General features: G+C 72.7%; 26 protein-coding genes. 16 read left to right on the forward strand and 10 right to left on the reverse strand.

The window, feature by feature from the left end; all coding sequences use genetic code 11:
• Positions 1 to 17 precede the first annotated feature (17 nt).
• On the reverse strand, positions 18 to 1,259 hold the full coding sequence (locus tag AB0K00_RS14085) for an alpha/beta fold hydrolase (RefSeq protein ID WP_363520124.1): 1,242 nt from the start codon (positions 1,257 to 1,259) through the stop codon (positions 18 to 20).
• Positions 1,260 to 1,293: 34 nt separating this feature from the next.
• On the opposite strand from AB0K00_RS14085, the gene AB0K00_RS14090 reads away from it, so the two are divergent.
• Both AB0K00_RS14090 and AB0K00_RS14095 read left to right on the forward strand, forming a co-directional pair.
• A complete protein-coding gene (locus AB0K00_RS14090) occupies positions 1,294 to 1,839 on the forward strand; it encodes a helix-turn-helix domain-containing protein (protein ID WP_363520127.1) in 546 nt (181 codons plus the stop codon).
• A gap of 9 nt (positions 1,840 to 1,848) precedes the next feature.
• Positions 1,849 to 4,995, forward strand: coding sequence for a BTAD domain-containing putative transcriptional regulator (locus AB0K00_RS14095; RefSeq protein WP_363520129.1), 3,147 nt, complete (start codon positions 1,849 to 1,851; stop codon positions 4,993 to 4,995).
• A 46-nt stretch (positions 4,996 to 5,041) separates the two neighbouring features.
• Here AB0K00_RS14095 and AB0K00_RS14100 read toward each other — a convergent pair whose 3' ends face one another.
• Positions 5,042 to 5,824 (reverse strand): ABC transporter permease, encoded by a 783-nt coding sequence (locus AB0K00_RS14100; protein WP_363520131.1) that lies wholly within the window; start codon positions 5,822 to 5,824, stop codon positions 5,042 to 5,044.
• The gene (locus AB0K00_RS14105) at positions 5,821 to 6,855 is read right to left on the reverse strand and encodes an ATP-binding cassette domain-containing protein (protein WP_363520133.1); all 1,035 of its coding nucleotides are present in this window, start codon (positions 6,853 to 6,855) and stop codon (positions 5,821 to 5,823) included. The genes AB0K00_RS14100 and AB0K00_RS14105 overlap by 4 nt, the downstream gene beginning before the upstream one ends.
• Before the next feature lie 208 nt (positions 6,856 to 7,063).
• On the opposite strand from AB0K00_RS14105, the gene AB0K00_RS14110 reads away from it, so the two are divergent.
• The 3 genes from AB0K00_RS14110 to AB0K00_RS14120 all read left to right on the forward strand — a co-directional run bounded on the left by AB0K00_RS14110 (position 7,064) and on the right by AB0K00_RS14120 (position 10,889).
• Entirely contained in the window at positions 7,064 to 8,791 is a 1,728-nt protein-coding gene (locus tag AB0K00_RS14110) for a methyl-accepting chemotaxis protein (RefSeq protein ID WP_363520136.1), read from the forward strand.
• Between the two features lie 88 nt (positions 8,792 to 8,879).
• Positions 8,880 to 9,482, forward strand: coding sequence for a gamma carbonic anhydrase family protein (locus tag AB0K00_RS14115; protein WP_363520138.1), 603 nt, complete (start codon positions 8,880 to 8,882; stop codon positions 9,480 to 9,482).
• Between the two features lie 126 nt (positions 9,483 to 9,608).
• Positions 9,609 to 10,889, forward strand: coding sequence for a hypothetical protein (locus AB0K00_RS14120; RefSeq protein WP_363520140.1), 1,281 nt, complete (start codon positions 9,609 to 9,611; stop codon positions 10,887 to 10,889).
• Positions 10,890 to 10,965: 76 nt separating this feature from the next.
• On the opposite strand, the gene AB0K00_RS14125 is transcribed toward AB0K00_RS14120, so the two are convergent.
• Positions 10,966 to 11,409, reverse strand: a complete 444-nt coding sequence (locus AB0K00_RS14125) for an ArsR family transcriptional regulator (RefSeq protein ID WP_363520142.1) — start codon at positions 11,407 to 11,409, stop codon at positions 10,966 to 10,968.
• Positions 11,410 to 11,448: 39 nt separating this feature from the next.
• Here AB0K00_RS14125 and AB0K00_RS14130 point away from each other — a divergent pair, with 39 nt between their 5' ends.
• Positions 11,449 to 11,670, forward strand: coding sequence for a hypothetical protein (locus tag AB0K00_RS14130; protein ID WP_363520145.1), 222 nt, complete (start codon positions 11,449 to 11,451; stop codon positions 11,668 to 11,670).
• Between the two features lie 41 nt (positions 11,671 to 11,711).
• Here AB0K00_RS14130 and AB0K00_RS14135 read toward each other — a convergent pair whose 3' ends face one another.
• Positions 11,712 to 12,716, reverse strand: coding sequence for a hypothetical protein (locus tag AB0K00_RS14135; protein WP_363520147.1), 1,005 nt, complete (start codon positions 12,714 to 12,716; stop codon positions 11,712 to 11,714).
• Positions 12,717 to 12,745: 29 nt separating this feature from the next.
• Entirely contained in the window at positions 12,746 to 13,759 is a 1,014-nt protein-coding gene (locus AB0K00_RS14140; protein ID WP_363520150.1) for a hypothetical protein, read from the reverse strand.
• Positions 13,760 to 13,920: 161 nt separating this feature from the next.
• On the opposite strand from AB0K00_RS14140, the gene AB0K00_RS14145 reads away from it, so the two are divergent.
• A complete protein-coding gene (locus AB0K00_RS14145; protein WP_363520152.1) occupies positions 13,921 to 14,349 on the forward strand; it encodes a hypothetical protein in 429 nt (142 codons plus the stop codon).
• A gap of 118 nt (positions 14,350 to 14,467) precedes the next feature.
• A complete protein-coding gene (locus AB0K00_RS14150) occupies positions 14,468 to 15,763 on the forward strand; it encodes an Ig-like domain-containing protein (protein ID WP_363520155.1) in 1,296 nt (431 codons plus the stop codon).
• Positions 15,764 to 15,765: 2 nt separating this feature from the next.
• On the opposite strand, the gene AB0K00_RS14155 is transcribed toward AB0K00_RS14150, so the two are convergent.
• On the reverse strand, positions 15,766 to 16,119 hold the full coding sequence (locus AB0K00_RS14155) for a hypothetical protein (protein ID WP_363520158.1): 354 nt from the start codon (positions 16,117 to 16,119) through the stop codon (positions 15,766 to 15,768).
• On the opposite strand from AB0K00_RS14155, the gene AB0K00_RS14160 reads away from it, so the two are divergent.
• Both AB0K00_RS14160 and AB0K00_RS14165 read left to right on the forward strand, forming a co-directional pair.
• The gene (locus AB0K00_RS14160; protein ID WP_363520161.1) at positions 16,107 to 17,225 is read left to right on the forward strand and encodes a sensor histidine kinase; all 1,119 of its coding nucleotides are present in this window, start codon (positions 16,107 to 16,109) and stop codon (positions 17,223 to 17,225) included. The genes AB0K00_RS14155 and AB0K00_RS14160 overlap by 13 nt on opposite strands.
• On the forward strand, positions 17,222 to 17,893 hold the full coding sequence (locus tag AB0K00_RS14165; RefSeq protein ID WP_363520164.1) for a response regulator transcription factor: 672 nt from the start codon (positions 17,222 to 17,224) through the stop codon (positions 17,891 to 17,893). The genes AB0K00_RS14160 and AB0K00_RS14165 overlap by 4 nt, the downstream gene beginning before the upstream one ends.
• A gap of 29 nt (positions 17,894 to 17,922) precedes the next feature.
• Here the strand turns inward: AB0K00_RS14165 and AB0K00_RS14170 are convergent, their stop codons facing one another.
• Both AB0K00_RS14170 and AB0K00_RS14175 read right to left on the reverse strand, forming a co-directional pair.
• On the reverse strand, positions 17,923 to 18,552 hold the full coding sequence (locus AB0K00_RS14170) for an MgtC/SapB family protein (RefSeq protein WP_363520167.1): 630 nt from the start codon (positions 18,550 to 18,552) through the stop codon (positions 17,923 to 17,925).
• Between the two features lie 21 nt (positions 18,553 to 18,573).
• Positions 18,574 to 19,470, reverse strand: a complete 897-nt coding sequence (locus AB0K00_RS14175; RefSeq protein ID WP_363520170.1) for a hypothetical protein — start codon at positions 19,468 to 19,470, stop codon at positions 18,574 to 18,576.
• Positions 19,471 to 19,545: 75 nt separating this feature from the next.
• Between AB0K00_RS14175 and AB0K00_RS14180 the strand changes: the two genes are divergently transcribed.
• Complete coding sequence (locus AB0K00_RS14180) at positions 19,546 to 20,742, forward strand: M20 family metallopeptidase (RefSeq protein ID WP_363520172.1); 1,197 nt, start codon at positions 19,546 to 19,548, stop codon at positions 20,740 to 20,742.
• A gap of 10 nt (positions 20,743 to 20,752) precedes the next feature.
• Here the strand turns inward: AB0K00_RS14180 and AB0K00_RS14185 are convergent, their stop codons facing one another.
• Complete coding sequence (locus tag AB0K00_RS14185) at positions 20,753 to 21,505, reverse strand: IclR family transcriptional regulator (protein ID WP_363520175.1); 753 nt, start codon at positions 21,503 to 21,505, stop codon at positions 20,753 to 20,755.
• A gap of 74 nt (positions 21,506 to 21,579) precedes the next feature.
• On the opposite strand from AB0K00_RS14185, the gene pcaH reads away from it, so the two are divergent.
• The 5 genes from pcaH to AB0K00_RS14210 all read left to right on the forward strand — a co-directional run bounded on the left by pcaH (position 21,580) and on the right by AB0K00_RS14210 (position 25,617).
• Positions 21,580 to 22,335 (forward strand): protocatechuate 3,4-dioxygenase subunit beta, encoded by a 756-nt coding sequence (pcaH, locus tag AB0K00_RS14190; protein ID WP_363520178.1) that lies wholly within the window; start codon positions 21,580 to 21,582, stop codon positions 22,333 to 22,335.
• Positions 22,332 to 22,877 (forward strand): protocatechuate 3,4-dioxygenase subunit alpha, encoded by a 546-nt coding sequence (gene pcaG / locus AB0K00_RS14195; protein WP_363520181.1) that lies wholly within the window; start codon positions 22,332 to 22,334, stop codon positions 22,875 to 22,877. The genes pcaH and pcaG overlap by 4 nt, the downstream gene beginning before the upstream one ends.
• On the forward strand, positions 22,874 to 23,248 hold the full coding sequence (gene pcaC, locus AB0K00_RS14200) for a 4-carboxymuconolactone decarboxylase (RefSeq protein ID WP_363520184.1): 375 nt from the start codon (positions 22,874 to 22,876) through the stop codon (positions 23,246 to 23,248). Before pcaG ends, pcaC begins: the two co-directional genes overlap by 4 nt.
• A 112-nt stretch (positions 23,249 to 23,360) precedes the next feature.
• Entirely contained in the window at positions 23,361 to 24,542 is a 1,182-nt protein-coding gene (locus tag AB0K00_RS14205) for a 4-hydroxybenzoate 3-monooxygenase (RefSeq protein ID WP_363520187.1), read from the forward strand.
• 103 nt (positions 24,543 to 24,645) lie between these two features.
• Entirely contained in the window at positions 24,646 to 25,617 is a 972-nt protein-coding gene (locus AB0K00_RS14210) for a cellulose binding domain-containing protein (protein WP_363520190.1), read from the forward strand.
• The last annotated feature ends 114 nt before the right edge of the window (positions 25,618 to 25,731 follow it).

Genomic DNA, 25,731 nt, shown 5'->3' on the forward strand with positions numbered 1-25,731 from the left:
CGCATCCGGTGGGGCTGCTACCGGCGTGCCGCCGCGAGCCAGTCGGCGACGAGCGTCACCACCGCCGGGTCGACGTGCTGGGCTGGCTCGTATTCGGCCGGCGTCGACGGGCCGTGCCCGGGGAAGAACAGGTGGTTGCCGGTGTCGTGGACGTGGAAGGTGACGCCGGGACGATGCGCCAGCCCCGACCGCCACCGGGCGAGGTCGTCGGCGACGGTCACCTGGTAGTCGCGGCCGCCCTGGACGAGGAGCATCGGCACGTCCAGGTCCGCCGCGGCGGCGACCGGGTCGTAGTCGCGCAGGTCCAGCCAGTAGGTCGCGGGCAGCCCGAACGGCAGGTCGGCGGCCGGCGTCGCCGGGGTCAGGCCCGGGCTGTCGACCAGCGCGGCCTGCCGGGTGACCGTCTCGACGGCGGCGTCGGACTCCGGGCCGGGCCGCAGGGCGGCGAGGTGCCGCACCACCCGCACGGCCGAGCGTTGCATCGGCTGCGCCTCGCCGGCGAGCAGGACGAGACCGGCGACGGCGGGCTCGGCGGCCGCCACCCGCGGGGCCACCTTGCCGCCCATGCTGTGGCCGAGGACGAAGACCCGGGCGGGGTCCACCGCCGGTTGCCCCCGCAGGAGGTTGACGGCGGCGACCGCGTGCGGCACGTATTCGTCGTGCACCGTGAAGCCGGGCGCCGACACGGCCGGATGGGTGTGGGTGACCTTGTCGAACCGCAGGACCGCCACACCCCGGCTGGCCAGGCCCCAGGCCAGGTCCTTGAGCGGCTTGTTGGCCCCGGTGGTGGCGTCGCGGTCGAACGGCCCGCCGCCGCTGAGCAGCACGACCCCGGGGTGCGGGCCGCGGCCACGCGGCACGCTGACAGTCCCGCCCACGGCGAGCGACCCGGCACCCACGGTGACGTCGTGCTCGGCGAACCGGCGCGCCTTGACGTAGTCCGGCGGGGCCCACGCTGTGCCCGCGGCGGCCGCGAGCCGCAGCCCGTGCAGCAGGCCGGCGTCGTCGACCGACATCACGACGGTGAGGTCACCCCGCTCGCAGGCCACCGGGACGCTGACCCGGACCAGGCCGCCAGGCATGGCCTCGGTCGACGGCGGGCCGACCGTGCGGACCTCGCCCCGCCGGTCGATCTCCACCTGCCAGGCCACCCGGACGGTCTCGGCGGAGACCACCGCGCGCAGCGGCGGCGCGAACAGGGCCTCGAGGGCCTCGAAACGGCCGGCGCACATGAGGCCGACGACGTCCACCTTTCTCATGTTTGCGAACGGTAGCACATGTAAGAATGTTGGAATGGACCCGTTGGAACTGCTGGCGCACCCCGTCCGGCTGCGCGTCGTGCACGCGCTGCGCGGCGGGCGGACGCTCACCACCGCACAGCTGTGCGAGCGGCTCCCGGACGTCTCCAAGGCCACCGTCTATCGCCACATCGACCTGCTGTGCGACGGCGGCGTCCTCGAGGTCGCCGACGAGCGCCGGGTCCGCGGCGCCGTCGAACGCCACTACCGGCTGCGCCCCGACCGGGCCGTCATCGACGCCGGCAGCCTGGAGTCGCTGACACTGGACGACTACCGGCGCAGCTTCGGCGTCGCCATGGCCGCCCTGCTCGCCGAGTTCGACGCCTACCTCGGCCGCGACCACGCCGACCCGGTCGCGGACCTGGTCGGCTACCGGCAGCACGCGCTGTGGCTCAGCCCCGACGAGCTGCTCGAGCTGATCGGCGAGCTGCGCCGGGCCATCCTGCCCCGGCTGGCCAACACCCCGGCGCCGGGGCGGTCGCAGTACCTGCTCAGCCCCATCCACTTCCCGATCGACGAGCCGTTCCAGGCCGCTGGTTAACCTGGGCCCGTGACCGTCGAGTTGATCCTGCTGGGGCGGGTGGCATACCGGGGGCGGGAGATCGTCGGCCCGCGGCAGTGCGGGCTGCTCGCGCTGCTCGCCGGCGACCTGCGCACCGGCTGCGGCACCGCCCGGCTCGTGGACGGCCTGTGGCCCGACGAGCGGCCGGAGCACCCGGCAAAGGCGCTGCAGGTCATCGTGTCGCGGGCCCGGGCACAGGCCGGCGCCGACATCATCGTGCGCACCGCCGTCGGATACCGGCTGGCCGTGCCGGCGGCGCAGGTGGACACGTCCGCCGCCCTGCTGCACGCGGCGGAGGCCGCCGAGCTGTCGCGCGCTGAGAACCACGGTGGCGCCCTGGCGAGTGCCGAGGCGGGGCTCGCGCTGTGGGCGGCGGCCGAGCCCGGTGACCCCGGCCTCGCCGATCCGCTGTCCGCGCTGCGCGCCGAGCTGGAGGAGACACGGCAGTCGCTGCGCACCGCGCGGGCCCTCGCGTTGTCGCGGCTCGGGCGCCACGCCGAGGCCGTCGGGCCGCTCGCCGAGCTGGCCGGGCGGCGCCCCCGCGACGAGGCGGTCCTGCTGGAGCTGCTGCGCTGCGAGGCGGCCACGGCCGGCCCTCCCGCCGCCCTCGCCAGGTACGAGACCTACCGCAAGGTGCTGCGCGACGAGCTCGGCGCCGACCCCGGCCAGGCTTTGCAGGAGGCGCACCGGCAGCTGCTGCGCGACGAGGCGCCGGCCGTGCGCAGCGGCGTACCGCACGATCCGAACCCGCTGCTCGGCCGCGACGACGACATCGCGGCGGTGACGGCGCTGCTCACCACGGCGCGGGTCACGTCGGTGGTCGGCACCGGCGGCCTCGGCAAGACCCGCCTCGCGTATGCGGTGAGCCGGCAGGCGCGGCAGCCGGTCGTGCACCTGGTCGCGCTCGCCGGGGTCGCCGCCGACGCCGACGTCGCACAGGAGGTCGCCGCGTCGCTCGGCGCCACCGGGGACGCCGCCACGGCGGTGACCGCGATCGTCGACGCGCTCGGCGCCGGCCCGGCGCTGCTGGTGCTGGACAACTGCGAGCACGTGGTGGGGGGCGTGGCCGACCTGGTCGGGTCGCTGGTGTCGGCGACCCGGGACCTCCGGGTGCTGACCACCAGCCGCGCGCCGCTCGGGCTGTCGTCGGAGTCGGTGTACCCGCTGCCCGAGCTGCGCCTGGACCCGACGGTGGAGCTGTTCCTGCAGCGGGCGCGGGCGGCCCGGCCGGGCGCCGACCTGCCCGCGGGGCCGGTGCGGGACCTGTGTACCCACCTCGACGGCCTGCCCCTCGCGGTCGAGCTCGCCGCGGCCCGCGTGCGGGTCATGTCGGTGACCGAGATCGCCCGCGGCCTCGACGACCGGTTCGCGCTGCTGCGCGGCGGGGCGCGGGACGCCCCACTGCGGCACCGCACGCTGCACGCCGTCATCGACTGGAGCTGGAACCTCCTGGAACCCTCCGGCCGGGCCGCGATGCGGGCGTTGTCGGTGTTCCCCGGCGGGTTCACCGCCGGCGCCGCCCGGCACGTCCTCGGCGACGGCGACGTCGTGGCGGTGCTCACCCAGCTCGCCGACCAGTCGCTGCTGAAGGTCACCGACACCGGCGCCGGCACCCGGTTCCGGATGCTGGAGACCGTCCGCGAGTTCAGCACCGCGCACCGGGAGCGGGCCGGCGAGACCGGCCGCGCGGTCGACGGGCTGCTGGCGTGGGCCAGGGAGTTCGGCGCCGCCCACGCCGGCTCGGTCTTCGGCGCCGACCTCATCCCGGCGACGGAACGCATCCGCGTGGAGCAGGACAACCTCATGCTGGCCCTGCGGCACGGGCTCGACCGGGCCGACGGCCCGACGGTCGCGGCGGCGGCCGCGGTCCTGGCCGGCCTGTGGTCCGTCGAGGGAAACTTCCTGCGGATGACGGCCCTGACGAAGGACGCCGCCTGGGTCCTGTCGCACACCCGGCCCACCCCTGAGACGGCCGAGGCGACCCACACCGCGGTGCTGCTGTGCGCGATGAACGACATGCTCATGCGGGCAACGCTGCCGAGGCGCCTGCTGGCCACCCTGCGCCGGCTGCCGGTGGTCCCGCCGGGCACGCTGATGGGCGCCGCCGACACGGTCGTGCGGACCCTGATCGAGGACCTGGACGGGCTGCGGGCGCTGTGCGACAGCGACGAGCCGCTGCTGGCCGGGGTGGCCAACGGCGCCGCCAGCTACATCTTCGAGCAGCAGCACGACCTGGAGGCCGCGCTGCAGGCCGCCAGGAGGATGCTCGCCGCGTTCGGCGGCTGGGCGACGCCGTGGATGCGGGCCGTGGCGCACTCCCGCGTCGGCGAGCTGTGCCTGCAGGCCGGCCACGGCGAGGAGGGCGCCGTGCACCTGGCCGAGACCCTCGCGGTGCTGGACGGGCTGCGGCAGCCCGGCGTGTCGTCGAGTGCCTCCCGGGTACGCGGTGCGATGGCCCTTGCGAGCCTGCAACGTGGTGCGCTCGACGAGGCGGAGCACTGGCTGGAACACGCCGGCGAGGGCGACGTCGCCGCCGACATGTACATGTTCGGCACCTCGGTCCGTGCGGAGATCCTGCTCGCCCGCGGCGACGTCGACGGCGGGCTGCAGCTGTGGCGCCAGGTCGCCGACCAGCTCCGGGATCCCGCCGGCGTCCCCCGTGAGCTGCCGGGGTCCCTGGCGTGGGCGATGGAGGTCCAGGCCGCGGCGGTGCTGGCACACGCCCAGCACGGCCGGCTCGACCTGGTCCGGGACATCGCCGGTGACCTGCCGGACCTGCTGTCGCGGCTGCTCGCCGGGCCCGGCGACGGGACCGACGTCGGCGACCCGATCCGTGGGGCGCTGCTGCTCGCCCTCGCCGCCGTCGACCTCGAACGCGGGCGGCGCACCGGCGACGGGCGCGTCACGGCGTCCGCGGCGCGGATGACGGCGCTCGCCGCGTGCTTCCGGTTCATGCGGGAGTTCCAGCCGACGATGCCCGCCGCGTACGCGCAGCTGCTCGCCGAGCTGTCCGCCACCGCCGCCTACGCCGCTGCGGTGGCGGCGTATGCCGGCCTGGACCGCGACGAGCTGCGGGGTGCCGCGTCGGCGGCCCTGCAGGAACGTCGCGGCCTCACCACCGCGGAGACCGGCTGATCGCGGCCCCTTGTTTGTCGCGGTCTTACGGCCGCTTTGTCGCGGGTTACGGTCGGGGCGGGCGGCTGAAGGCCGCGCGGGCCCACAGGTAGCCGGCGAGCGCCAGCCCGACGCACCAGGCGACGGCGACGATGCCGCGCCCGCCGACCGGGGTGTCCATCAGCAGTCCCCGCACCGTGTCGATGATCGGCGTGAAGGGCTCGTTCTGGGCGAACCAGCGCACCGGCCCCGACATCGACTCGGTCGTGGTGAACGCGCTGCTGACGAACGGCAGCACCTGCACGATGAGCAGGAAGCCGGTCGTGCCCTCCACGGTCGGCGACGCCAGCCCGATCGCGACGGCCAGCCAGGTCAGGGCCAGGACGAGCAGCAGCACGACGCCGGCCGCGGCGACCCACCGCACCGGGTCGGTGGTCGGCCGGAACCCCATCGGCAGCGCCACCCCGATGACCAGCGCCATGCTCACGAAGGTGCGGATCGTGGCCGCGAGCACATGACCGGTGAGCACCGAGCTGCGGGCGATCGCCATGGTGCGGAACCGGTCGATGATGCCTTCGGTCATGTCCTTGTTCACGGCCAGGGCGGTGGTCGAGGCGCCGTAGCCGACCGTCACCAGCAGGATCCCCGGCACGATGTAGTCGATGTAGCCGCCGCCGTCGTGGACGATGCCGGCGCCGATCGCGCCGCCGAACACGCCGACGAAGAGCAGCAGCAACAGCACCGGGATCGCGAGGGAGGTGACCATCGAGGCCGGGTACCGCAGCGTGTGCCGCAGGCTGCGGCGCAGCATCGTGGTGGAGTCGGCCACGGTATGGGTGAGCGAGCTCATCGCGCGGTCTCCTTCTCGGTCGCCGGGCCGGTGGTCGGCCCGGTGCTCAGTTCGGTGGTCGGGTCGGTCGTCGGATCGCTGGTCGGGTCGGTCGTCGGGTTGCTGCCGGTCAGGGCGAAGAAGACGTCATCGAGGTCGGGGGTGTGCACGGACAGGTCGGCGACCGTGATCGCGGCCGCGTCGAGCCGGTCGAGCAGCGCCCGCAGCGACCCGACACCACCGTCGCCGGGCACCCGCAGCGCCAGGGTCTCGTCGTCGCGGGCCGCGCCGTCGAAGACCCGGGCGGCCGCGTCGAGCCCGGCGGCGTCGGCGAACCGCAGCCGGATGTGCCCGCCCGGGATCTGCCGCTTCAGCTCGTCCGCGGTGCCGGTCGCGACGATCCTGCCGTGGTCCAGCACGGCGATCCGGTCGGCGAGGGCGTCGGCCTCGTCCAGGTACTGCGTGGTCAGGAAGACCGTGACCCCACCGGCGACGAGCCGGCGGATGATCTGCCACATGGTCCGCCGGCTGCGCGGGTCGAGCCCGGTGGTCGGCTCGTCGAGGAAGATGACGCTGGGGTCGCCGACGAGCGTCATCGCCAGGTCGAGCCGGCGCCGCATGCCGCCGGAGTAGGTCGCAGCGGTCTTCTTCGCCGCGTCGCGCAGGTCGAAGCGTCCCAGCAGGTCCGCGGCCCGGCGCCGGCCCTCGGCCCGGCCGAGGTGGTGCAGGTCCGCCATGAGCAGGAGGTTCTCCTCGCCGGTGAGCAGGCCGTCGACCGCGGAGAACTGACCGGTGACCCCGATCGCCGCCCGCACCGCGCCCGCCTCCCGGTCCAGGTCGTGCCCGGCGACGGACGCCTGCCCACCGTCGGGACGGATCAGCGTGGACAGGATCCGTACCGTGGTCGTCTTGCCCGACCCGTTGGGGCCGAGCAGCGAGAAGACCGTCCCCCGGGGGACGTCCAGATCGATGCCGTCGAGCACCACGTGGTCGCCGAACGACTTGCGCAATCCGGAGCTCGTGATCGCCGACGGGGACGGGGTGGTAGCCACGTCCCTCCTTTCCCGGTCGTCGCTGTGGCGCTGGTACGCCACGACTGCACCGATCGTGCGGCCGCACGGATTCACGGCGGCTTCACCGGGTTTCAGGAGCCTTCCGCCCGATCGGATGACGCGAGGTTCGTGGCGGAAATACTCAGACGTTCGCGGTGCCGGGCCGATGATCAGGGAGCATGATCCAACTCCTGAGGAGGCCCAGGACATGGCAGACGCAACCGGCGAACGACGCCGTTCCGGATTCCGCGACCTGTCCGTCGCCTGGAAACTGGGCAGCCTGGCCGGCGTGGTGTCGGTGCTGCTGCTCACGATCGGGGTGTTCGGGCTGGTCCAGCTCGGCAACGCCCAGGAACGTCTCGACGTGCTGTACAGCAAGAACCTGCGAACCGTCCAGATGGTCGACGACGTCGGCGGCGACTACAAGGACCTCAGGTATCTCATCCGGGAGCTGGCACTCGGCCAGACCACCGCCGAGAAGGACGCCGTCGAGCAGAAGCTGAAGACCGCCGTCGACGCGCTGGACGAGAGCTGGCGGACCTTCAGCGCCCGGGATCCGCAGAGCGGCAAGACCGACAAGGAAGCGTTCAGCACCTCGTGGGAGGCGTACCAGACGCTGCTGACGGAGCAGCTGATCCCGCTGGCGAAGGCCAACAACTACGAGGACTTCAACAAGGCGACCAAAGGCCAGGGTGCGCCGATGGCCGCGGCCATCGACACCGCGCTGACCAACCTCGTCGAGCAGGAGAACAAGGCCGCCCAGTCGACGCTGGCCGAGTCGAAGTCCACCTACGACACCTCGCGAATCCTGTCGATCGGGATGATCGTTGTGGCGCTGGTGCTCGCGTTCACCGTGGTACTGCTGATCAGCCGGTCGATCTCCAAGCCGCTGAACGAGACGGTCGCCGTGCTGTCCGCGATGGCCGAGGGTCGCCTGGACAAGCGGGTCACGGTGGCGAGCCGGGACGAGGTCGGCCGCATGGGCGCCGCGCTGAACAGTGCGCTGGACCGCCTGGCCGACACGGTGAGCACCGTCGTGGACTCCGCGACCCAGCTGAGCAACGCCTCCAGCCAGATCAGCGGCGCCTCGCAGAGCCTGTCGCAGGCCGCCACCGAGCAGGCCGCCAGCGTGGAGGAGACCACCGCCAGCATCGAGCAGATGACCGCCGGCATCGCCCAGAACAGCGAGAACGCCCGCACCACCGAGGGCATCGCGACGAGCGCCGCGACCGAGGCCCACGACGGCGGCGGCGCGGTCCAGAAGACACTCGACGCGATGAAGCAGATCACCAGCAAGATCGGCATCATCGACGACATCGCCTTCCAGACGAACATGCTCGCCCTGAACGCCACCATCGAGGCCGCCAGGGCCGGCGAACACGGCAAGGGCTTCGCCGTGGTCGCCACCGAGGTCGGCAAGCTCGCCGAGCGCAGCCAGGTCGCGGCCCAGGAGATCAGCGAACTGGCGGCCGGCAGCGTGACGACCGCCGAACACGCCGGCGCGCTGCTCGACAAGATAATCCCGAGCATCACCAGAACCTCGGATCTGGTCCAGGAGATCGCGGCCGCCAGCGGCGAGCAGTCCACCGGCGTACACCAGATCAACATCGCAATGACCCAGATCGGCAAGGTCACCCAGCAGACCGCGTCCTCCAGCGAGGAACTGGCCGCCACCGCCGAGGAGATGGCCGCGCAGACCCATCAGCTGCAGAACATGATGGCCTTCTTCACCACCGACTCCACCGGCTCCGGCAGCCGCCGCGCCGCCGTCAGCGGCAACCGCCCACAACGCGACGTGTCCCAGTCCAAGGCCCAGTCAAAGGGCCTGAACTACAACACCACTCAGTACGGCGGCAACGGCGCCGGCACCTACTCCCCCCGCGCCGTCGAGACCATGGTCCCCGACATCGACGAAAGCAAGTTCGACCGCTTCTGACACCCCCGGCACCTCCTGCCGCGGGTCTCACGGGGGCCGACACGCAGATGCCCCAGCCGCGATGCGATCTTGCGGCATCATCGGACCCATGTTGTTTGAGCACGAGGGCTGTTCGCCGACCATTGACCCCACCGCCTACGTTGCGCCGACAGCGACCCTCAGCGGGGATGTCCGGGTGGGGCCGGGCTGTCGAGTGCTGTTCGGCGCCGTGCTCACCGCCGAGGGCGGGCCGGTCGAAATCGGCGCAGACAGCATCGTCATGGAGAACGCCGTCCTGCGCGGTACCCGCCGCGACCCCCTGCGACTCGGCTGCCGGGTCCTGGTCGGACCCACCTCCTGCCTGACCGGCTGCCAGGTGGACGACGAGGTTTTCCTGGCGACCGGCAGCCGGGTGTTCAACGGAGCCAGCATCGGCACACGCAGCGAGGTCCGCATCAACGGCGTCGTCCACCTCCGTACGGTGCTGCCACCGGACTCCATGGTCCCCATCGGCTGGGTGGCGGTCGGCGATCCTCCCCGCATCCTTCCCGCCGAGGACCATGACGGGATCTGGGCCGTGCAGCAGACGCTGGACTTCCCCGGCTACGTCTTCGGGCTGGACCGCCCGGCCGACGGCGAAAGCCTCATGCCGGGGATCGCCGAGCGGTACGGTCGTGCCCTCGGCCGCCACCGCGACGACCGACAGCTCTAACTGTGCCGGTGGTCAGCTCATACGACGTGTGGGATGCGACAGGCCCCGGCGTTCCGGCGTTGCTCGGTATCCACAGGCCAGGTGATGTCATCCCGGCTGATCTGCTGGGACTGCTGATATCCACCGGTGTGGTCGGCCCAGCGGGTGCTGTGGCACATCGAACGCCTGCCGGTGCCGGAGGACCGCGGTGAGGCCTTCGCCCACCTCGCGGCGCAGGTACCAACCGCCTACCTCGATCAGGCGCTGGCCATCGCCGGCGCCATCACCGAGGAACGCCCGCGTGCCGAGGCGTTGACAGCGCTTGCCCCGCACCTGACGGCCGATCTGCGCGCCGAAGCGGTGGCCACGGCCACCGCCATCACCGACCCGTACGCCCGGGTCACAGCGTTGACCGGGCTCATCCCGCATCTGCCCGACGAGCAGCAAACCGCCGTCCTGCGACACGCGACGGCCGCAGCCGCGACCATCACCGGCGGACACTGGAAGGTCAGTGCTTTGACCAGCCTCGCCACGCACCTGCCGGACCATCAGCGCAGCACCGTCCTGCGGCCGGCCGTGACCGCGATGCAGGACGCCACCTTCGGCGAGAACCTGATGTTCATGTTCGGCGAACTCGCGCCGCACCTGCCGACCGACCTGCTCACCGAAGCAACTGCCACGGCATGTGCCCTGATCGAGGTCGGCCGACGCGCCAGCGCGCTGGCCGCGCTCGCGCCGCACCTGCCGACCACGTTGACCACCCGGGCATGGACCGCGGCCGAAGCCATCGTCAACGACGACGAACGCGCCAAGGTGATGACGGCCTTCGCCCCGCACATGCCGGCCGAGCGGCGCCCCGCAGCCCTGCAACAGGCGTTGGCCGCGGCCGGCGCCCTCACCAAGCCGTACACCCGCGTCAGAACGCTGGCCGGTCTCCTCGCGCACCTGCCAGACGAACAGCGCGCCGCCGTGCTGGACCAGGCACTCACCGCCGCCGATGCCGTCACCGACCGCATCCACGGCGCTGCCGCGCAGGTCGAGGCAATGATCCACCTCGCCCCCCACCTACCCGACAGCCGGCGGACCACCGTCCTCCGCCGCACACTGCAGGCCGCCGGCACCATCCGCCACGAGAACTGGCGCATGTTCGAAGTCGCCCGTCTCACCCCGCACCTGCCGACCCACCTGCGCACCGAGGCACTCGCCATGATCACCGAGATCCACCGTGAACAGTGGCGCGCCCGGGGACTGTGCGCGATCGCCCCGCACCTGTCAACCGGCCAACTCAACCAGGCAGTCGCCGCGGCCGACGCCATCCAGGACGCCTACTGGCAGGCTTACGCCATCGCCGGACTCGCCTGGCACCTACCGCCCGACGAACGCACCCGCGCCGTTGCCGCACTGACCATCGCCACACCCGAACCATGAGACATCCACGACGAACTCAAGTCGATCGCCTGTTCACGTCAACATCGGGTGCACGGATCGACCTGCGGCAGCTGGGTCATTGGGTTGGTGGTTGCCCGGTGTGTTCTTCGCCGGGGAGCAGCACGGTGGCCAGGATGCGGCGTTTGCGGCCGGGCGCCGGTGGATTGGCCGCGGCGGGCTGCAGGACGCGCATGAGGTCGTGGAGCAGGGTGGTGAATTCGGTGTCGTCGAGCCACAGTCCGGCCAGCCGGAAGTCCGCCCCGTCGCGGATCGGGTCGACGTCCTTGCCGGCCAGGTAGCGGTCGACGTCGCCGAGCAGCCCGGCCACGAATGCGAGGAACGCCTGGCGCATGTCGTCAGTGCTCATCGTCGCGATCTGGTCCGGCGTGATCACTGCGGCGCTCGGTCGCAGGACGTACGTGCGCCGTACCGCGCCGCGGACCTCGTGCTCCGCGACGACCTGCAGGACTCCCGCGTCGAGCAGGCGGGCGACCTGCCGATACAGCGTCGCCGTCGGCACATCGGCGAGTTCGGCGCGGTGAGAATAGGTGGAGGATCGATGAGCGGGAGCAGCACATGGGCCGCCTTGACGGCCATGGTGATGATCGTGGCGGCGGTCGCATGGATCGACGCTCGATGCCTTGCAAACCTCGGCAGCACACCCGATCGACAGCTACGACACTTCGACCGCTCGACCTGGAAATTGATCATCATCGTGTCGTTCCCCATCGGGCCGGCACTGTATGTGGCCTTTGCCAAAGGTCCCGGCCGCCTCAGTTGACGACGCCTGCGCAGTCTGACGCGGCGTCGGTCAAAGCCCGGCTACTGGAGGTCGGTGACGATGGGCGTGCCGGGGCAGGTGAGGCAGGCGAAGATCCGTAGGGCGCTGTACCGGCCGACGATCACGCCGGTCGGCTCCTGAGCGTCGTCCGGGTCGGGGTCGTCCAGGGGCTGCCAGTATTCGCGGGTGGCGCTGTCGTACTCCTTGGAGTCGATGACGAACAGCAGGTTGGTGGGGGCGGCGCACTGTGGGCACGGGGTGGCCTGCAGGTCGGTCACGTGCCACGACGCGTAGCCGCCGACCTTCCAGCCGGGTGCGATCGCGGAGTACAGGTACCGCTCGTCCGCCTTCAGCCGGTCCTGCAGGTCGGCGGGCAGCTCCTGGCAGAACGGGTAGTCGACCACCTGCTCCGGGTACAGCCGGCACGGCTCGGGCACGTACTCGTCTTCGCCCACGTCGCCGGTGGGTGGGGCGAGGAAGGGTTCGGTGACGTCCGCCTCGCGGCGCCAGCGCAGGGCCAGGGCGGGGCCCCAGTTGGTGTCGGCGTGGTCGAACGGGCACCAGAGGATCTGCAGCAGGTCGGCGCCGTCGGGGCGGGGCAGGTCGGGGATGTCGGCGGCGCGCAGCTGTGCCACCGCGATGAGCGGGGTGGGCGTCGGGTGTGGCGCGTCGACGGTGCGGCGGCCGACGACGGGGCCGTTGTTCGTGGTGCCCCAGCCGGAGAAGCCGGGGCCGACGAACGCGGCGATCTCCTCGTGCAGCTCGACCTCCCCTTCGGCGAGGATGTGGTGCTGGACGCGACGGGCCTCCGCCTGACGCATCCGGGTCACCAGGTCGAGCGGGAGCGGGACCTCCTCGTACACCATGACCTGGTGCGCGCACATGGGCCACGGCTCGTCGGACGGCCACCGCAACGGGCCGCCGACGTGACTGTCGAGCGCCCGCACGGGGGCCGGCCGCGGGTGCAGGCGGGTCGCCGTCCGGGCGTGGGCCGCCAGCTCGGGGAAGGCGCTGAGCAGGTCGGCGGATCTCGGCGGAGTGCGCATCGCGCCATCCTAGGAGTCTCTGGTACCGCCTACTGCATCGACAGGTGCACGTGGTTGTAGTGGTCGCCGGCGGGGGTGCCGTCGCCGCCGTAGGACTTCCAGCCGCTGCTGGGCTGCCAGATCCGTTTGTACCAGATGACGTACTTGACGCCGAGGTTCTTCGCGTTGGCGATGCACCAGGCGGCGAGGGCGTCGCCGTACTGCTGGTCGGCGCCGGTGGCCCTGGCGTCGACGAACGTCTTGGCGTTGGCGGAGAAGTCGCAGGCCTTGCCCGCCGGATGGTCGCCACCGCCGCCGCTGCGGTAGCAGGACGTGTAGTGGGTGTAGCCGGCCTTGCGCGCCTCGTTGTAGGCGTTGAGCATCCGCGGGCTGATGCATCCGCTGGTGGTCGGGTCGTTCTCGCTGCAGCCCTGCTTGGCGTAGGAGCCGTCGCTGTTGCGGCCGACGGGGTTGGTGGTGACCTTGCCGCCGCTCGGCGCGCCGGTGGTGGCGCCGCCGCCGCCCGCCTTCTTCAGCGCGTCCTCGGCGGCCTTCTTGTTGGTCTCCATGATTTTCAGCTGGGCCTGCTGGTTGGCGACCGCCGCGGCGAGGTCGGTCTTCTGCTGCTCCAGCTGCTTGCGCGTCTCCGCCAGCTCGTGCAGCTGCTTGTCGTCGCGGGACAGCATGTACTGCACCGTGGTCATGCCGTGGATGACGGTGTCGGGGTCGTCGCTGGCGAGCAGCACGTTGGCCAGGCTGATCCGCTTGCCGCGGTAGGCGGCGTTGGCCAGGGTGCCGGCCGTCGCCTCGAGCTCCCCGACGCGGGCCTGCGTCACCGTGAGCTGCTCGGTGATCGCGGCCTCGTCGGCGACAGACTTGTCGAGCCGGCCCTTGGCGTCGTTGTATTCGGCGTTTGCCTTGTCGAGCGCCTGGCGGACGGTGAGGTTCTGGCCGCCGTCCTCGCCGGGCTCGGCGGCCGCGGGGTCGGCGATCCCGACCACCCCCACCAGCAGGGTAATCAGGAACAACAGGACCTGGGGCACACGCCGGGTCGAAGTCAGCATCGCGGCCAGCATATCCAAGGCCCCGGCAAGCGCCAGTCGAGTGAAAACCGGCGAAATACCAGCAATACACGCCATCTCGGGCCGCGTCCCGACCTCGTTTCCCTGGGCCGGCCAATGTAGCCTGCACGGGAACGACGGGGGCGGGCATGGGGAGACCAATCGTGGGCTGGGGGCCAGTCGCGCGGCCCGGGCGCCCCGAACGGTTGCTGACCGTTCTCCTGCTGGCACTCGCAGTGAGCTGGCTGGCTGTCGGTGGCGCGGCCCGGACCGTCCACAACGTGACCGCGTCGCGGACCGCCTACAACGTGACCGCGGCGCGGACCGTCCACAACGTGACCGCGGACCGCGGCGGCCCGAGCGCCAGCACGCAGCAGGCCGACACCGAGTGCCAGCCGGGCGGGCCGACCCGCTGTGACCACGGCGCCGACCACCGCACCACCGGGCGGTTGCACCCGTCCGTCACCAGCCACGACCGCGGCGGCACCGGCTACCCGGCCGGCGACCCCTCCGCCGCGGTGGACCGGGACTCCCCCGCCGGGCGGCCACCGGACCGGCCGTCGCTGGCCGAGCTGCAGGTCTGGCGCCGCTGACCGGGCGCGTTCCGCCGACCGTAAACGTTCGCGGTGCCACGCAGCGTCACATGATTAACCGTTCCGTCCCGCCGGAGCACCCGGCGACACCTCAGAGACCCGGATGGCGAACACCTCAATGACATACACACCACCCCCGCGCATCTCCCGCCGCCGCGTGCTGGCGGCCGTGGGACTGACCGCCCCGGCGGCGCTGCTGCTGGCCGCCTGCACCAGCAAACCGGACAGCAAGGACGGCGACGCGGCGCAGGGCCAGCCGTCGGCGAGTTCGGCACCCCCGGCGCTGCCGGTGCAGCTCGCGATCAGCGGCCCCGCCGACGGCGCGGCCAACGTGCCCACCGCCGTTGATGTCGGTTACACGGCCACCAACGCCGCCAGCGTCACCGTCAAGCTCACCGACGCGAGCGGCGCGGAGGTCACCGGCATGGCCGGCGCCGACGGCAAGGGCTGGCAGCCGGCCGGGCAGCTGAAGTACGGCACCAAGTACACCGCGACGGTCACCGCCACGTCGACCGACGGCAAGCCGACGACGGCGACCACGACATTCACGACCATGGCGAAGCCCGGCAAGCTCGGCAAGGTCACCAGCATCATCAACGACAAGCAGACCGTCGGCGTCGGGATGCCGGTCATCATCACGTTCGGCGTCGACGTCGCGCCGGCCCAGCGTGCCGCGGTCCAGCAGCGCATCCAGGTGACCAGCGACCCGCCGCAGGAGGGCGCGTTCAACTGGTTCACCGGCAAGGAGCTGCACTTCCGCCCGAAGGAGTACTGGCAGTCGGGCACCAAGCTGCAGGTCAACGCCCGCACCGGCGGGACGAACCTGGACGGCAAGTGGTGGGGCGAGCGCGACGTCTCGTTCACCGCGACCGTCGGGCCGAAGTTCGTCATGGAGGTCGACAACGCGACCAAGCAGATGACCGTGACCCAGGACGGCCAGCTGGTGCGCACCATCCCGGTCAGCCTCGGCAAGCCGAAGAGCCCCTCGGCGAGCGGCAACTTCATCGTCATGATCAAGAACGAGTGGGAGTGGTTCGACTCGACCACCTTCGGCGTCCCGGCCAGCTCCAGCGGCGGTTACCGGACGAAGGTGTACTGGCCGCAGCGGCTCACCTGGGACGGCGAGTACATCCACTCGGCGCCGTGGTCCGAGGGCGACCAGGGCAAGCGCAACGTGTCCCACGGCTGCACCAACATCTCCGCCGCGCACGCGGAGTGGCTGTGGAAGCAGACCCGCATCGGCGACCCGGTCATCATCAAGGGCACCGAGGAGAAGGTGAAGTGGGGCAACGGCTGGACCGACTGGTCGACCAGCTGGGACGAATACGTCAAGGGCAGCGCGGTGCCCTACGTGCCGGCCACCACCAGCGCCTCACCGTCTGCGTCGGCCTCCCCGTCGCCGTCGGCGGGCTGACCTCACCGCGAGCGTGCAGGAGCGCCACCGGCGGCCGGAGCCTCGGCCGCCGGTGCGCGCCACGCGGGCTGCGCCGTCCAGGCCACGGCCGCCCACAGCGCGCCGGCCAGCAGGTTGCCGCCGAGCTGCGACAGCATGATGCTGCTGAGCCAGATGACCGGGAGCGCCACGGCGAGCGGCCTCGGCAGGGACCTGGCCCGCACCGTCGTGACGGCCAGGACCACCGAGCCGACGGCCCACAGCGCGTTGGCGGGCACCGCGAGTGCGGGGAACCATCCGTAGTCCTCGCCGTGGAGGTTGGACGCGGTCATCGCGAACGCCAGCAGCCAGGGCGGACCTGGCGGTGACGCTGGCATTGATGCTCTGGGCGGGCGTCGAGGCGTTCAGCGCGGCGGGTCCCGGCAGCGGATGGCAGCGCCTGCTGTTCGCGGTCGCGGTCACCGCGCCGCTGATCGTGCGCCGCAGCGCTCCCGTCGCGGTCGTCGCCGCACTCATCGGCGTGCTGCTGGTGCGGGTCCTGCTGCTGCGGGGGCTGGAGGAGAGCACGTTTCCGTTCCCGAGCCTGCTGGTCGGGACGTTCTCCGTGGCGCTGTACGCCCGGCGCCGGTGGCATGCCGTGGCGGCCGGGACCGCCACCGTGGCGGCGATGCTGGCGACGTTCCCGCTCGGCTACTACGGCGGCCCGGTCAGCATCGGTCAGGTCTGCATCCTGGGGTTCTTCGTCGCCGGTGCGTGGAGCGCCGGCTGGCTGGTGCGGTGGCGGCTGGCGCAGCTGACCGCGGCCCGCAGCGACTCCGCCCGGCAGGCCGGGCGCGCCGCGGAGCGGGCGGCGAAGCAGGAGCGTGACCGCATCGCCCGGGAGATCCACGATGTCGTCGCGCACTCGCTGTCGATCATCGCGGTGCAGGCGGGTGCCGCCGAGGCCCTCATCGACGTGTCGCCGGACGCGGCCCGGGAGCACATCGGGGCCGCCCGGCGTACCGCCCGGGAGGCGCTCGGCGAGATGCGGCACGTCCTGGAGGTCACCCGCGACGGCGAGTCGACCGACGGCCGGCTGCTGCCGCAGCCGACCCTGGAACGGGTCCCGGACCTGGTCGAGGAGGTCCGGGCGGCCGGCCTGCCGGTGACCCTGACCGTCGAGGGCGAGCGCGGCGCGATCCCGGCCGGGCTCGACCTCGCGGCGTTCCGCATCGTGCAGGAGGCGCTGACCAACGCGCGGCGGCACGCCGGGGGCGCGCCGACCAGCGTCCGGATCGGCTACGACGACACCGGCATCGACCTCGAGGTGTCCAACCAGGTGTCCAACCAGGTGCCCGGCACGACCGCCGCCGGTCCGCCGGCCGGCGGCAGCGGCCTGGTCGGCATGCGGGAACGCGCCCGCGTGTACGGCGGCTCCGTGACGACCGGTGTGACCGGCGAGGCGTTCACCGTCACCGTCCGGCTGCCCAGGAGCGCGCCGTGACCGCGCCCATCCGGGTCCTCATCGCCGACGACCATGCGCTGATCCGTTCCGGCCTCGCCGGCATGCTGGGTGTCCACGCCGACATCGACGTGATCGGGTCGGTGGAGGACGGCGCCGCCGCGATCCGGGCCGCCGCCGAGTCGCGCCCCGACGTCGTGGTGATGGACATCCGGATGCCGAAGACCAACGGCATCGAGGCGACGCGGGAGATCCGCCGGCAGCCCGACGCACCCCGCGTGCTGGTGCTCACCACGTTCGACCTCGACGAGTACGTCTACGAGGCGCTCCTGGCCGGCGCGGGCGGGTTCCTGCTCAAGGACGCACCGCCGGGGCAGCTGGTCGAGGCGGTGCGGATCGTCGCGGCGGGCGACGCGCTGCTGGCTCCGGCCGTGACCCGGCGGCTCATCGGGCGGTTCCTGCGGGTGCCGCCCACCCACCGCGCCGCGCAGCGGATCGGTGAGCGGCTGACGGACCGCGAGACCGAGGTGCTGCGCCTGGTCGCCACCGGACTGAGCAACGCGGAGCTCGCCGTCGCGCTGCACATCTCGGAGGCCACCGCGAAGACCCACGTCAGCCGGGTACTGATCAAACTCGGTCTCCGCGATCGGGTGCAGGCCGTGGTGTTCGCCTATCAGCACGGCCTCGTCGTGCCCGGTGAGGGCCCGTGACCGCATGGGCCCTCACCGGCGACCCGGGCTCAGCGGGCGATCTCGACGCCCCGCACGCCGTCCAGCAGGCGCAGGCGCTCCGCGATCGCCGGCAGTGACGTGTTGTTGTCGCCGCGGGCGGTCAGCACGATCGACTGGTCGTGGCCGGCGTAGTCGACGCGCAGCACGTGCCCGCCCGGCAGCGCCTCGAGGGCCTCGCGCTCCACCACGTCGAGCGGGAAGTCCGGCGCGAGGGTCAGCGTGATCTCGATGCGGTGCCGGTCGGGCAGCCAGTTCGCCTCCGCCACCTTGAACAGCCACAGGGCGCCCAGCGCCGCGACCGTGACGGCGCCGGCGGCCCAGAACAGGTGCAGCCCGGTGGCCAGGCCGATCGCGGCGGTGACCCACAGCGACGCGGCGGTCGTCAGGCCGCTGATGTTCACGCCCTCCTTGAAGATGGCGCCGGCGCCGAGGAAGCCGATGCCGGTGACGACCTGCGCCGCGATGCGGGTCGGGTCGGTGCCGGTCTCATACCCGGCGATGGTGAACAGGGCCGCGCCGGCGGCGACGAGCATGTGGGTGCGCAGTCCGGCGGGCTGGGCGCCCATCTCGCGCTCCAGTCCCACGACGGCACCGAGGAGGATGGCGAGCAGCAACGTGGGGATGACGGTCCAGTCCATCGCACACTCATACCCATTTATTCAGTTCTGGCGCCAGACCCCCGTGTACCGGGTGCCGGCGGCGGTCTCGTAACGCTCGTAGGTGATGAGCCGGAAGCCGTCGCGGGCGTACGTGTCCCACCAGGTCCCGTACTGCGCCGAGGTCAGGTCGCGCCGCTCGCGCCAGTCCCGGCCGTTGCTGTTGTGCAGCCAGATGGCGGCGTACCGCTGGCCGGCGCTGCCACGGGTCGCCGAGTCGAGCATCAGCAGCCGGTAGCCGTCGCCGGAGTAGTCGTCGAACGTGGCCGCGAACTCGGCGCCGGACTGGTCCAGGTGCAGCCGCCACGCGAGGCCGCCGGGGTTGTCCAGCCAGATCGTCGCGTACCGCACGCCGGTGCCGTACGGGTACACGTCCACGTCGACCGGCAGCCGGGTACGCCGCTGCTCGTCGTAGAAGGCGACGGCCTGGTCGTAGGTGAGGTCGTGCTTGGCGACGGCGGTGAGGCCTTCGAGGTTCTCGACCCACAGCGCGGCGTAGGCCCACGCGCCGTCGCGGGTGAACGTCTCGACGTCGGCGAGCCGCCACTGCGTGTCCCACTCGTCGTCGGGTCCGGCGGCGAGTTCGGCCTCGGTGAGCGTGACGTCGACGACCCAGCGCCGGCCGTCGAGGTTGCGCTGGAACACCGCGCCGAACCGGGGGCCCGCGGCGGTGCCGTCCGCCTCCAGGTCAATCATGATCATGTTCTGGGCGACGCGGGCGTCGACGCTGTCGTGGAACTGCGCCTCCGTCGCGTCGCGCACCGAGCCCCAGCCGACCGAGACCGGGTCGAAGACCGCGGGCGCCAGCACGGGATGGGCGTGCGCCGCGGGCGCGGCGGCCACGACGAGAGCAATGGCGGCGAAGGGCGCCACCCACCTCGCGAGCACGTTCGGGTCCATACGATCCTCCGCGGATCCGTCGGCGACCCGGTCAGCGTGCGCCACGGTGTCAAGCGCGTCGCGTACCGTGGCGAAATGGATCTGCGCGAGGACGGCGAGCTGCTGCGGGACGACCTGATCCGGCTGCGGCGCGAGCTGCATCAGGAACCGGAGATCGGGCTGCACCTGCCGGCGACGCAGGCGCGGGTGCTGGCCGCGCTCGACGGGCTGCCGCTCGAGATCAGCACCGGCGAAGGGCTGTCGTCGGTGACCGCGGTGCTGCGCGGGGACCGGCCAGGGCCGGTGGTGCTGCTGCGCGGCGACATGGACGCGCTGCCGGTGACCGAGCTGACCGGGCTGCCGTTCGCGTCGCGGGTCGACGGTGTGATGCACGCCTGCGGCCACGACCTGCACACGGCCGGGCTGGTCGGCGCGGCGCGGCTCCTGGCGGCCCGGCGCGGCGAGCTCGCCGGCGACGTGGTGTTCATGTTCCAGCCCGGCGAGGAGGGCTACGACGGCGCGGGGCTGATGCTGCGGGAGGGTGTCCTGGACGCGGCGGGCCGGCCGGTCGACGTCGCCTACGCGCTGCACGTCCTGGCCACCGACTTCCCGCGGGGCGTGTTCGCGTGCCGGCCGGGGCCGATCATGTCGGCGGCCGCCGGGCTGTTCGTCCGGGTCGTCGGGGCGGGCGGGCACGGGTCGGCGCCGCACGACGCCCGCGACCCGATCCCGGCCGCGTGCGAGATGGTGACGGCGCTGCACGCGATGGTAGGGCGGCGGTTCAGCCCGTTCGAGCCGGTCGTGCTCACCGTCGGCGCGTTCCATGCCGGCCAGCTGCGCACGATCATCCCCGACGAGGCGGTCTTCGAGGCGACGGTACGCACGTTCTCCGCCGAGGCGGCCCGCACGATGGCCCGTGAGACGGTGCTGCTGTGCGAGGGGATCGCCGCGGCGCACGGGCTTCGGGCCGAGGTGCGCTTCCAGGAGGAGTACCCGGCGACGGTCAACCACCAGGCGGGGCACGAGCACGTGGCGTCGACCGTCCGGGACGTGTTCGGGGCCGAACGGTTCCGGGCGATGGCGGTCCCGGACACCGGGTCGGAGGACTTCTCGCGGGTCCTGCAGCAGGTCCCGGGCGCGTACCTGTTCCTCGGCGCGGCGGCCGCGGACGATCACGTGGGCCTGCCGAACAACCACGCGCCCCGGGCGATGTTCGACGACGATGTGCTGGTCGACGGCGCGGTCCTGCTCGCCGAGCTGGCGCTGCGGCAGCCCGCCCTTTCCAGCACCTGACCGGAAACGATCAGCCGTCCAGGGTGCGGCCGATGCCCTGGGCCGTCACCCGCAGGCCGGCGAGCAGGCGTTGCCGGTCGCGGCGCAGCTGCGCCACGACGATGCCGAGCGCGGCCACGACCTCGGTGCCGCCGCGCAGCACCGGCACCGCGACGGAGCTGGCACCGAGGGTCATCTCGTCGGCGGTCGTCGCGTACCCGTCGCGGCGGACCCGCTCCAGCTGCGCGGCGAGCACCGACGGGCGCACGACCGTGTAGGGCGTGACCCGGTGCAGCGACGCGAGGACCTCGGCCTGGACCTCCGGCGGCGCGTGCGCGAGCAGGACCTTGCCGACGCCGGTGCTGTGCAGCGGCAGCCGGCCGCCGGCGCGGCTGACGATCGGCACCGACTCGTTGCCGCGCAACCGTTCCAGGTACAGCACCTCGGTGCCCTCCCGGACCGCCAGGTGCACGGTGGCCCGGGTCGCGGCGAAGATGTCGTGCAGGAACGGCGAGGCGAGCTCCCGCAGCCCGGTCTGCACCGGGGCGAGCAGCCCGGTGCTCCAGATCCGCCGGCCGATGACGTAGTGCCCCGACTCGCGCCGGGCGAGGGCACCCACGGCGACGAGGTCGGCGACCAAGCGGTGCGCCGTGGCCAGGGGCAGGGCGGCGCGGCGGGCCAGGTCGGACAGCTTGAGGGAGCGGTGCCGCTCGTCGAACGCGCCCAGGACGGCGAAGGCGCGCGACACCACGGACGCGCCGGGGGTCGACACCCGACCAGCCATGTTCCGCTCCACCCTTCCACTCAGTGGAAGTCCAGCGTAGACCGCGGGCGGCGGGGATCCGTACGGTGCGGTTCGTGACCGCCACCTCCGAACGCGGCCTGCCGTCGCAGCGGGACATCTCCGCCGAGATCGAGGCCCTGCACGCCGGGCCGCCCCCTGCGCGGCAGCCGATGCTGTCCTTCACGCCGTACCGCAGCTCGACGCTGCGCCATCCGACGAAGGAGCTCCGTCACGCCGATCCCGAGGGCGCCGAGCTGGTCGCGCCGGTGTTCGGCCACTGCGACGTCGACCCGCTCGAGGCCGACCTGACCATCCAGCACGGCGGCGAGCCGGTCGGCGAGCGGATCGTGGTGCAGGGCCGGGTCACCGACGGCGACGGCCGGCCCGTGCGCCGGCAGCTGGTCGAGGTGTGGCAGGCCAACGCCGGCGGCCGTTACATCCACAGGCGGGACCAGCACCCGTCCCCCGTCGACCCGAACTTCACCGGGGTCGGGCGGTGCCTCACCGACGACGACGGCGGCTACCGGTTCGTGACGATCAAGCCGGGTCCGTACCCGTGGCGCAACCACGTCAACGCGTGGCGGCCGGCGCACATCCACTTCTCGCTGTTCGGCACGCAGTTCACCCAGCGGCTGGTCACGCAGATGTACTTCCCGGGCGACCCGCTGTTCGCCCTGGACCCGATCTACCAGTCGATCACGGACCCGCTCGCCCGGGAGCGCCTGGTCTCCGCGTACGACCACGACCTGTCCGAGCACGAGTGGCTGCTCGGGTACCGCTGGGACATCGTGCTCACCGGCAACCGTCGCACCCCCCTGGACGTGTCATGACCACCCCCGGACAGACCATCGGCCCGTTCTACAGCTACGCGCTGCCGTTCCAGCGCGACCATGAGCTCGTCACCGCCGCACACCCCGGGGCGATCCGCCTGCACGGCACCGTGTTCGACGGCGCCGGGGTACCGGTGCCCGACGCGCTGCTGGAGATCCGCCAGGCCGGCCCGGACGGGGTCGTGCCCACTGTGGACGGTTCGATCCGCCGCGACGGCACCCGCTTCACCGGCTGGGGCCGGGCGGGCGTCGACCCCGGCGGGCACTACGCCTTCACCACCCTCGAACCGGGCCCGGTCACGCCCGGCGGGGCGCCGTTCTTCGCCGTCGTCGTGTTCGCCCGTGGCCTGCTGGACCGGTTGTTCACCCGCGCGTACGTGCCGGGGCCGTGGCTGGCCGGCGACCCGTTCCTGGCCTCCCTCGACCCCGACGAGCGGTCCACCCTCGTCGCCGACCGCGAGGAGTCCGGGGACCTGCGCTTCGACGTGCGGCTCCAGGGGCCGGGGCAGACCACGTTCCTCGACTTCGAGGGGGCGTCGTGACCGCGCACGACGACGGGATGGCGGTGCGGCGGGAGGTGCTCGGCGACGCGCACGTCGACCGCGCCGTCGCCGGCACCACCGCGTTCACCGCCGACTTCCAGTCGTTCATCACCCGCTACGCGTGGGGCGAGATCTGGACCCGGCCCGGTCTGGACCGCCGCTCCCGCAGCATGGTCACGCTCACCGCGCTGATGGCCAACGGGCACTGGGACGAGTTCGCGATGCACGTGCGCGCCGCCCGCCGCAACGGCCTGACCCGCGACGAGATCGGCGAGGTGATCCTGCACGCCGCCGTCTACTGCGGCGTGCCGACCGCCAACCATGCGTTCGCGGTCGCCGGTCCCGTCCTGGACGAGGACGACCCCCGGTGATCGGTCTCCCGGCCACACCGGCGGAGGCGGTCGCCGGGATCGGCGACTCCGCGACCGTGATGCTCGCCGAGCTGCAGCGGCGGGTGCCGGTGCCGCTCACGGAGGGCGCGCCATGACGGTGACCCGCAGCACGGTCGGCATCGTCGGCGCCGGGCCCGCCGGGCTGCTGCTGTCGCACCTGCTCGCGCGGGCCGGCATCTCCTCCGTCGCCGTCGACCATCGCACCCGCCACGAGATCGAGACCACGCACCGGGCCGGCATCCTGGAGCGCGACAGCGTCCGGCTGCTCGTCGACGCGGGCGTGTCCGGCCGGGTCCTGACCGACGGCCACGAGCACCGCGGGATCGACCTGCGCTTCGGCGGAGCAAGCCACCGCATCGACTTCCAGGGCCTCGCCGGCGCGTCGACGTGGCTCTACCCGCAGACGGACGTGTTCGTCGACCTCGCCGACGCCCGCGCCCGCGACGGCGGCGACGTCCGGTTCGGCGTGCGGGACACCACGGTCGCCGACGTCACCGGGTCGCCGGCGATCCGGTACACCGACGAGCACGGCACCGCCCACGAGATCCGCTGCGACTACCTGGTCGGCGCGGACGGCTCCCGCAGCATCTGCCGGCACGAAATTCCCGAATCGGCGCGGCGCCGGTACTTCCGCGAGTATCCCTACGCCTGGTTCGGCATCCTGTGCCGGGCGCCGACCAGCGCACCGGAGCTCATCTACACCCGCTCCGACCGCGGGTTCGCCCTCATCAGCCAGCGCACCGACACCGTGCAGCGCATGTACCTGCAGTGCGACCCCGGCACCGACCCGGCCGACTGGCCCGACGACCGCGTCTGGAGCGAGCTGCAGGCGCGGCTCGCCGGCGCCGACGGGTTCCGGCTGCACGAGGGGCCCATCTTCGAGAAGACCGTGCTGCCGTTCCGCAGTTTCGTGCAGGAGCCGATGCGGTACGGGCGGCTGCTGCTGGCCGGCGACGCCGCGCACACGGTCCCACCGACGGGCGCCAAAGGGCTCAACCTCGCCATCGCCGACGTGCGGGCCCTCGCCGAGGTCCTCGAGCTCGCCGTGCGCCGCAACGACGCCGGGGTACTGGACGACTACACCCGCCGCGCCCTCGCCCGGGTGTGGAAGGCGCAGCACTTCTCCTACTGGATGACCACGATGCTGCACGTCCCGCCCGGCGCCGACGCGTTCGACCTGCGCCGGCAGGAGGGCGAGCTGGCCATGCTCGTCGCGTCGGAGGCCGGCCGGCGGTACCTCGCGGAGGGGTACACCGGCTGGCCCGCTGGGTGACCTTGTCCAACGCTGTCCGACCCTGTCCAGGATCCCGCGACGGCGGCGGGCAGCGGCGATGAGCATGGATGCGGCGTGACCCCCCGCATCGAAAGGCTCCTCCATGAGACTGCTTCGCTTGCTCGCGTTGTGCACCGCCGGGGCGCTGGTGCTCGCCCCCGCGCCGGCCCTCGCGTCCACCGCCCTCGCGGCGCCGACCGGCCTGCAGGCCGTGCACGTCTCGGACACCGGCGCGGACCTGTGGTGGTCGCACGACAACCTCACCGTCCAGGACGTCGTCCAGCGCAAGGTCGGCGGCACCTGGACGGAGTACGCCCGCGGCGCCTACGGCAGTCTCGCCCTCACCGGCCTGCAGGCGGGCACCGCGTACACGTTCCGGGTCTACTCGCTGCCGTCGGAGACGTCCGGGTACGCGGCGAGCCCGCCGTCGGCACCGATCACGTTCACGACCCTTTCCGGCCCCGACACCGTCGCGCCGTCCGCACCGAGTGCGCCGCTGTTCAGCAGCGTCACGACCACCGGGGTGTCCCTGGTCTGGGGCGAGTCGACCGACAACGTCCAGGTCACCGGGTACCACCTGCAGCAGCTGGTCGGCGGCGCCTGGACGACGATCCGCACCGTGGACGCGTTCAGCCGCTTCCAGCGGGTCACCGGGCTGGCGGCGGGGACGGCGTACACGTTCGCGGTCATCGCCTTCGACGCCCGCGGCAACACCTCCGCCCGGTCCGCGGCCGGCACCGTCAGCACCCTTGCCACCACCGCGACACCGACCTGCCAGGCCCAGATCATCCTGTTCAGCCCCGGCTTCATGGTCACCGTCACGATCACCAACACGACCGCCGCGCCGGTCAGCGGCTGGGCCGTGCGGTTCAACCTCGCCGCGACCGCGACCGTCGGCTCCGTGTTCAGCGGGGTCCTCACCCGCACCGGCGGCACCGGCACGATCACCCCGCCGGCGTGGGGCGGCACGATCAACCCCGGCGGGCAGCTGATGACCGGCTTCGCCGGCAACGCCACCCCGTTCACGCCGCCGGAGAGTTTCACGCTCAACGGCATCCCGTGCACCGTGGTGTGACGCTCTGACCTGGTGCGCGGGGCTCCCCGGTCAGGGAGCCCCGCGCCCGGGGGGGGGTTTAGGCGGACGCGGGCGCGCATCGACCGCCGCGGCCGCGCCGGCGGCGGCCGCGCC

This window comes from Dactylosporangium sp. NPDC049525 (genome assembly GCF_040676755.1).
In the GTDB taxonomy this organism is placed as follows: domain Bacteria; phylum Actinomycetota; class Actinomycetes; order Mycobacteriales; family Micromonosporaceae; genus Dactylosporangium.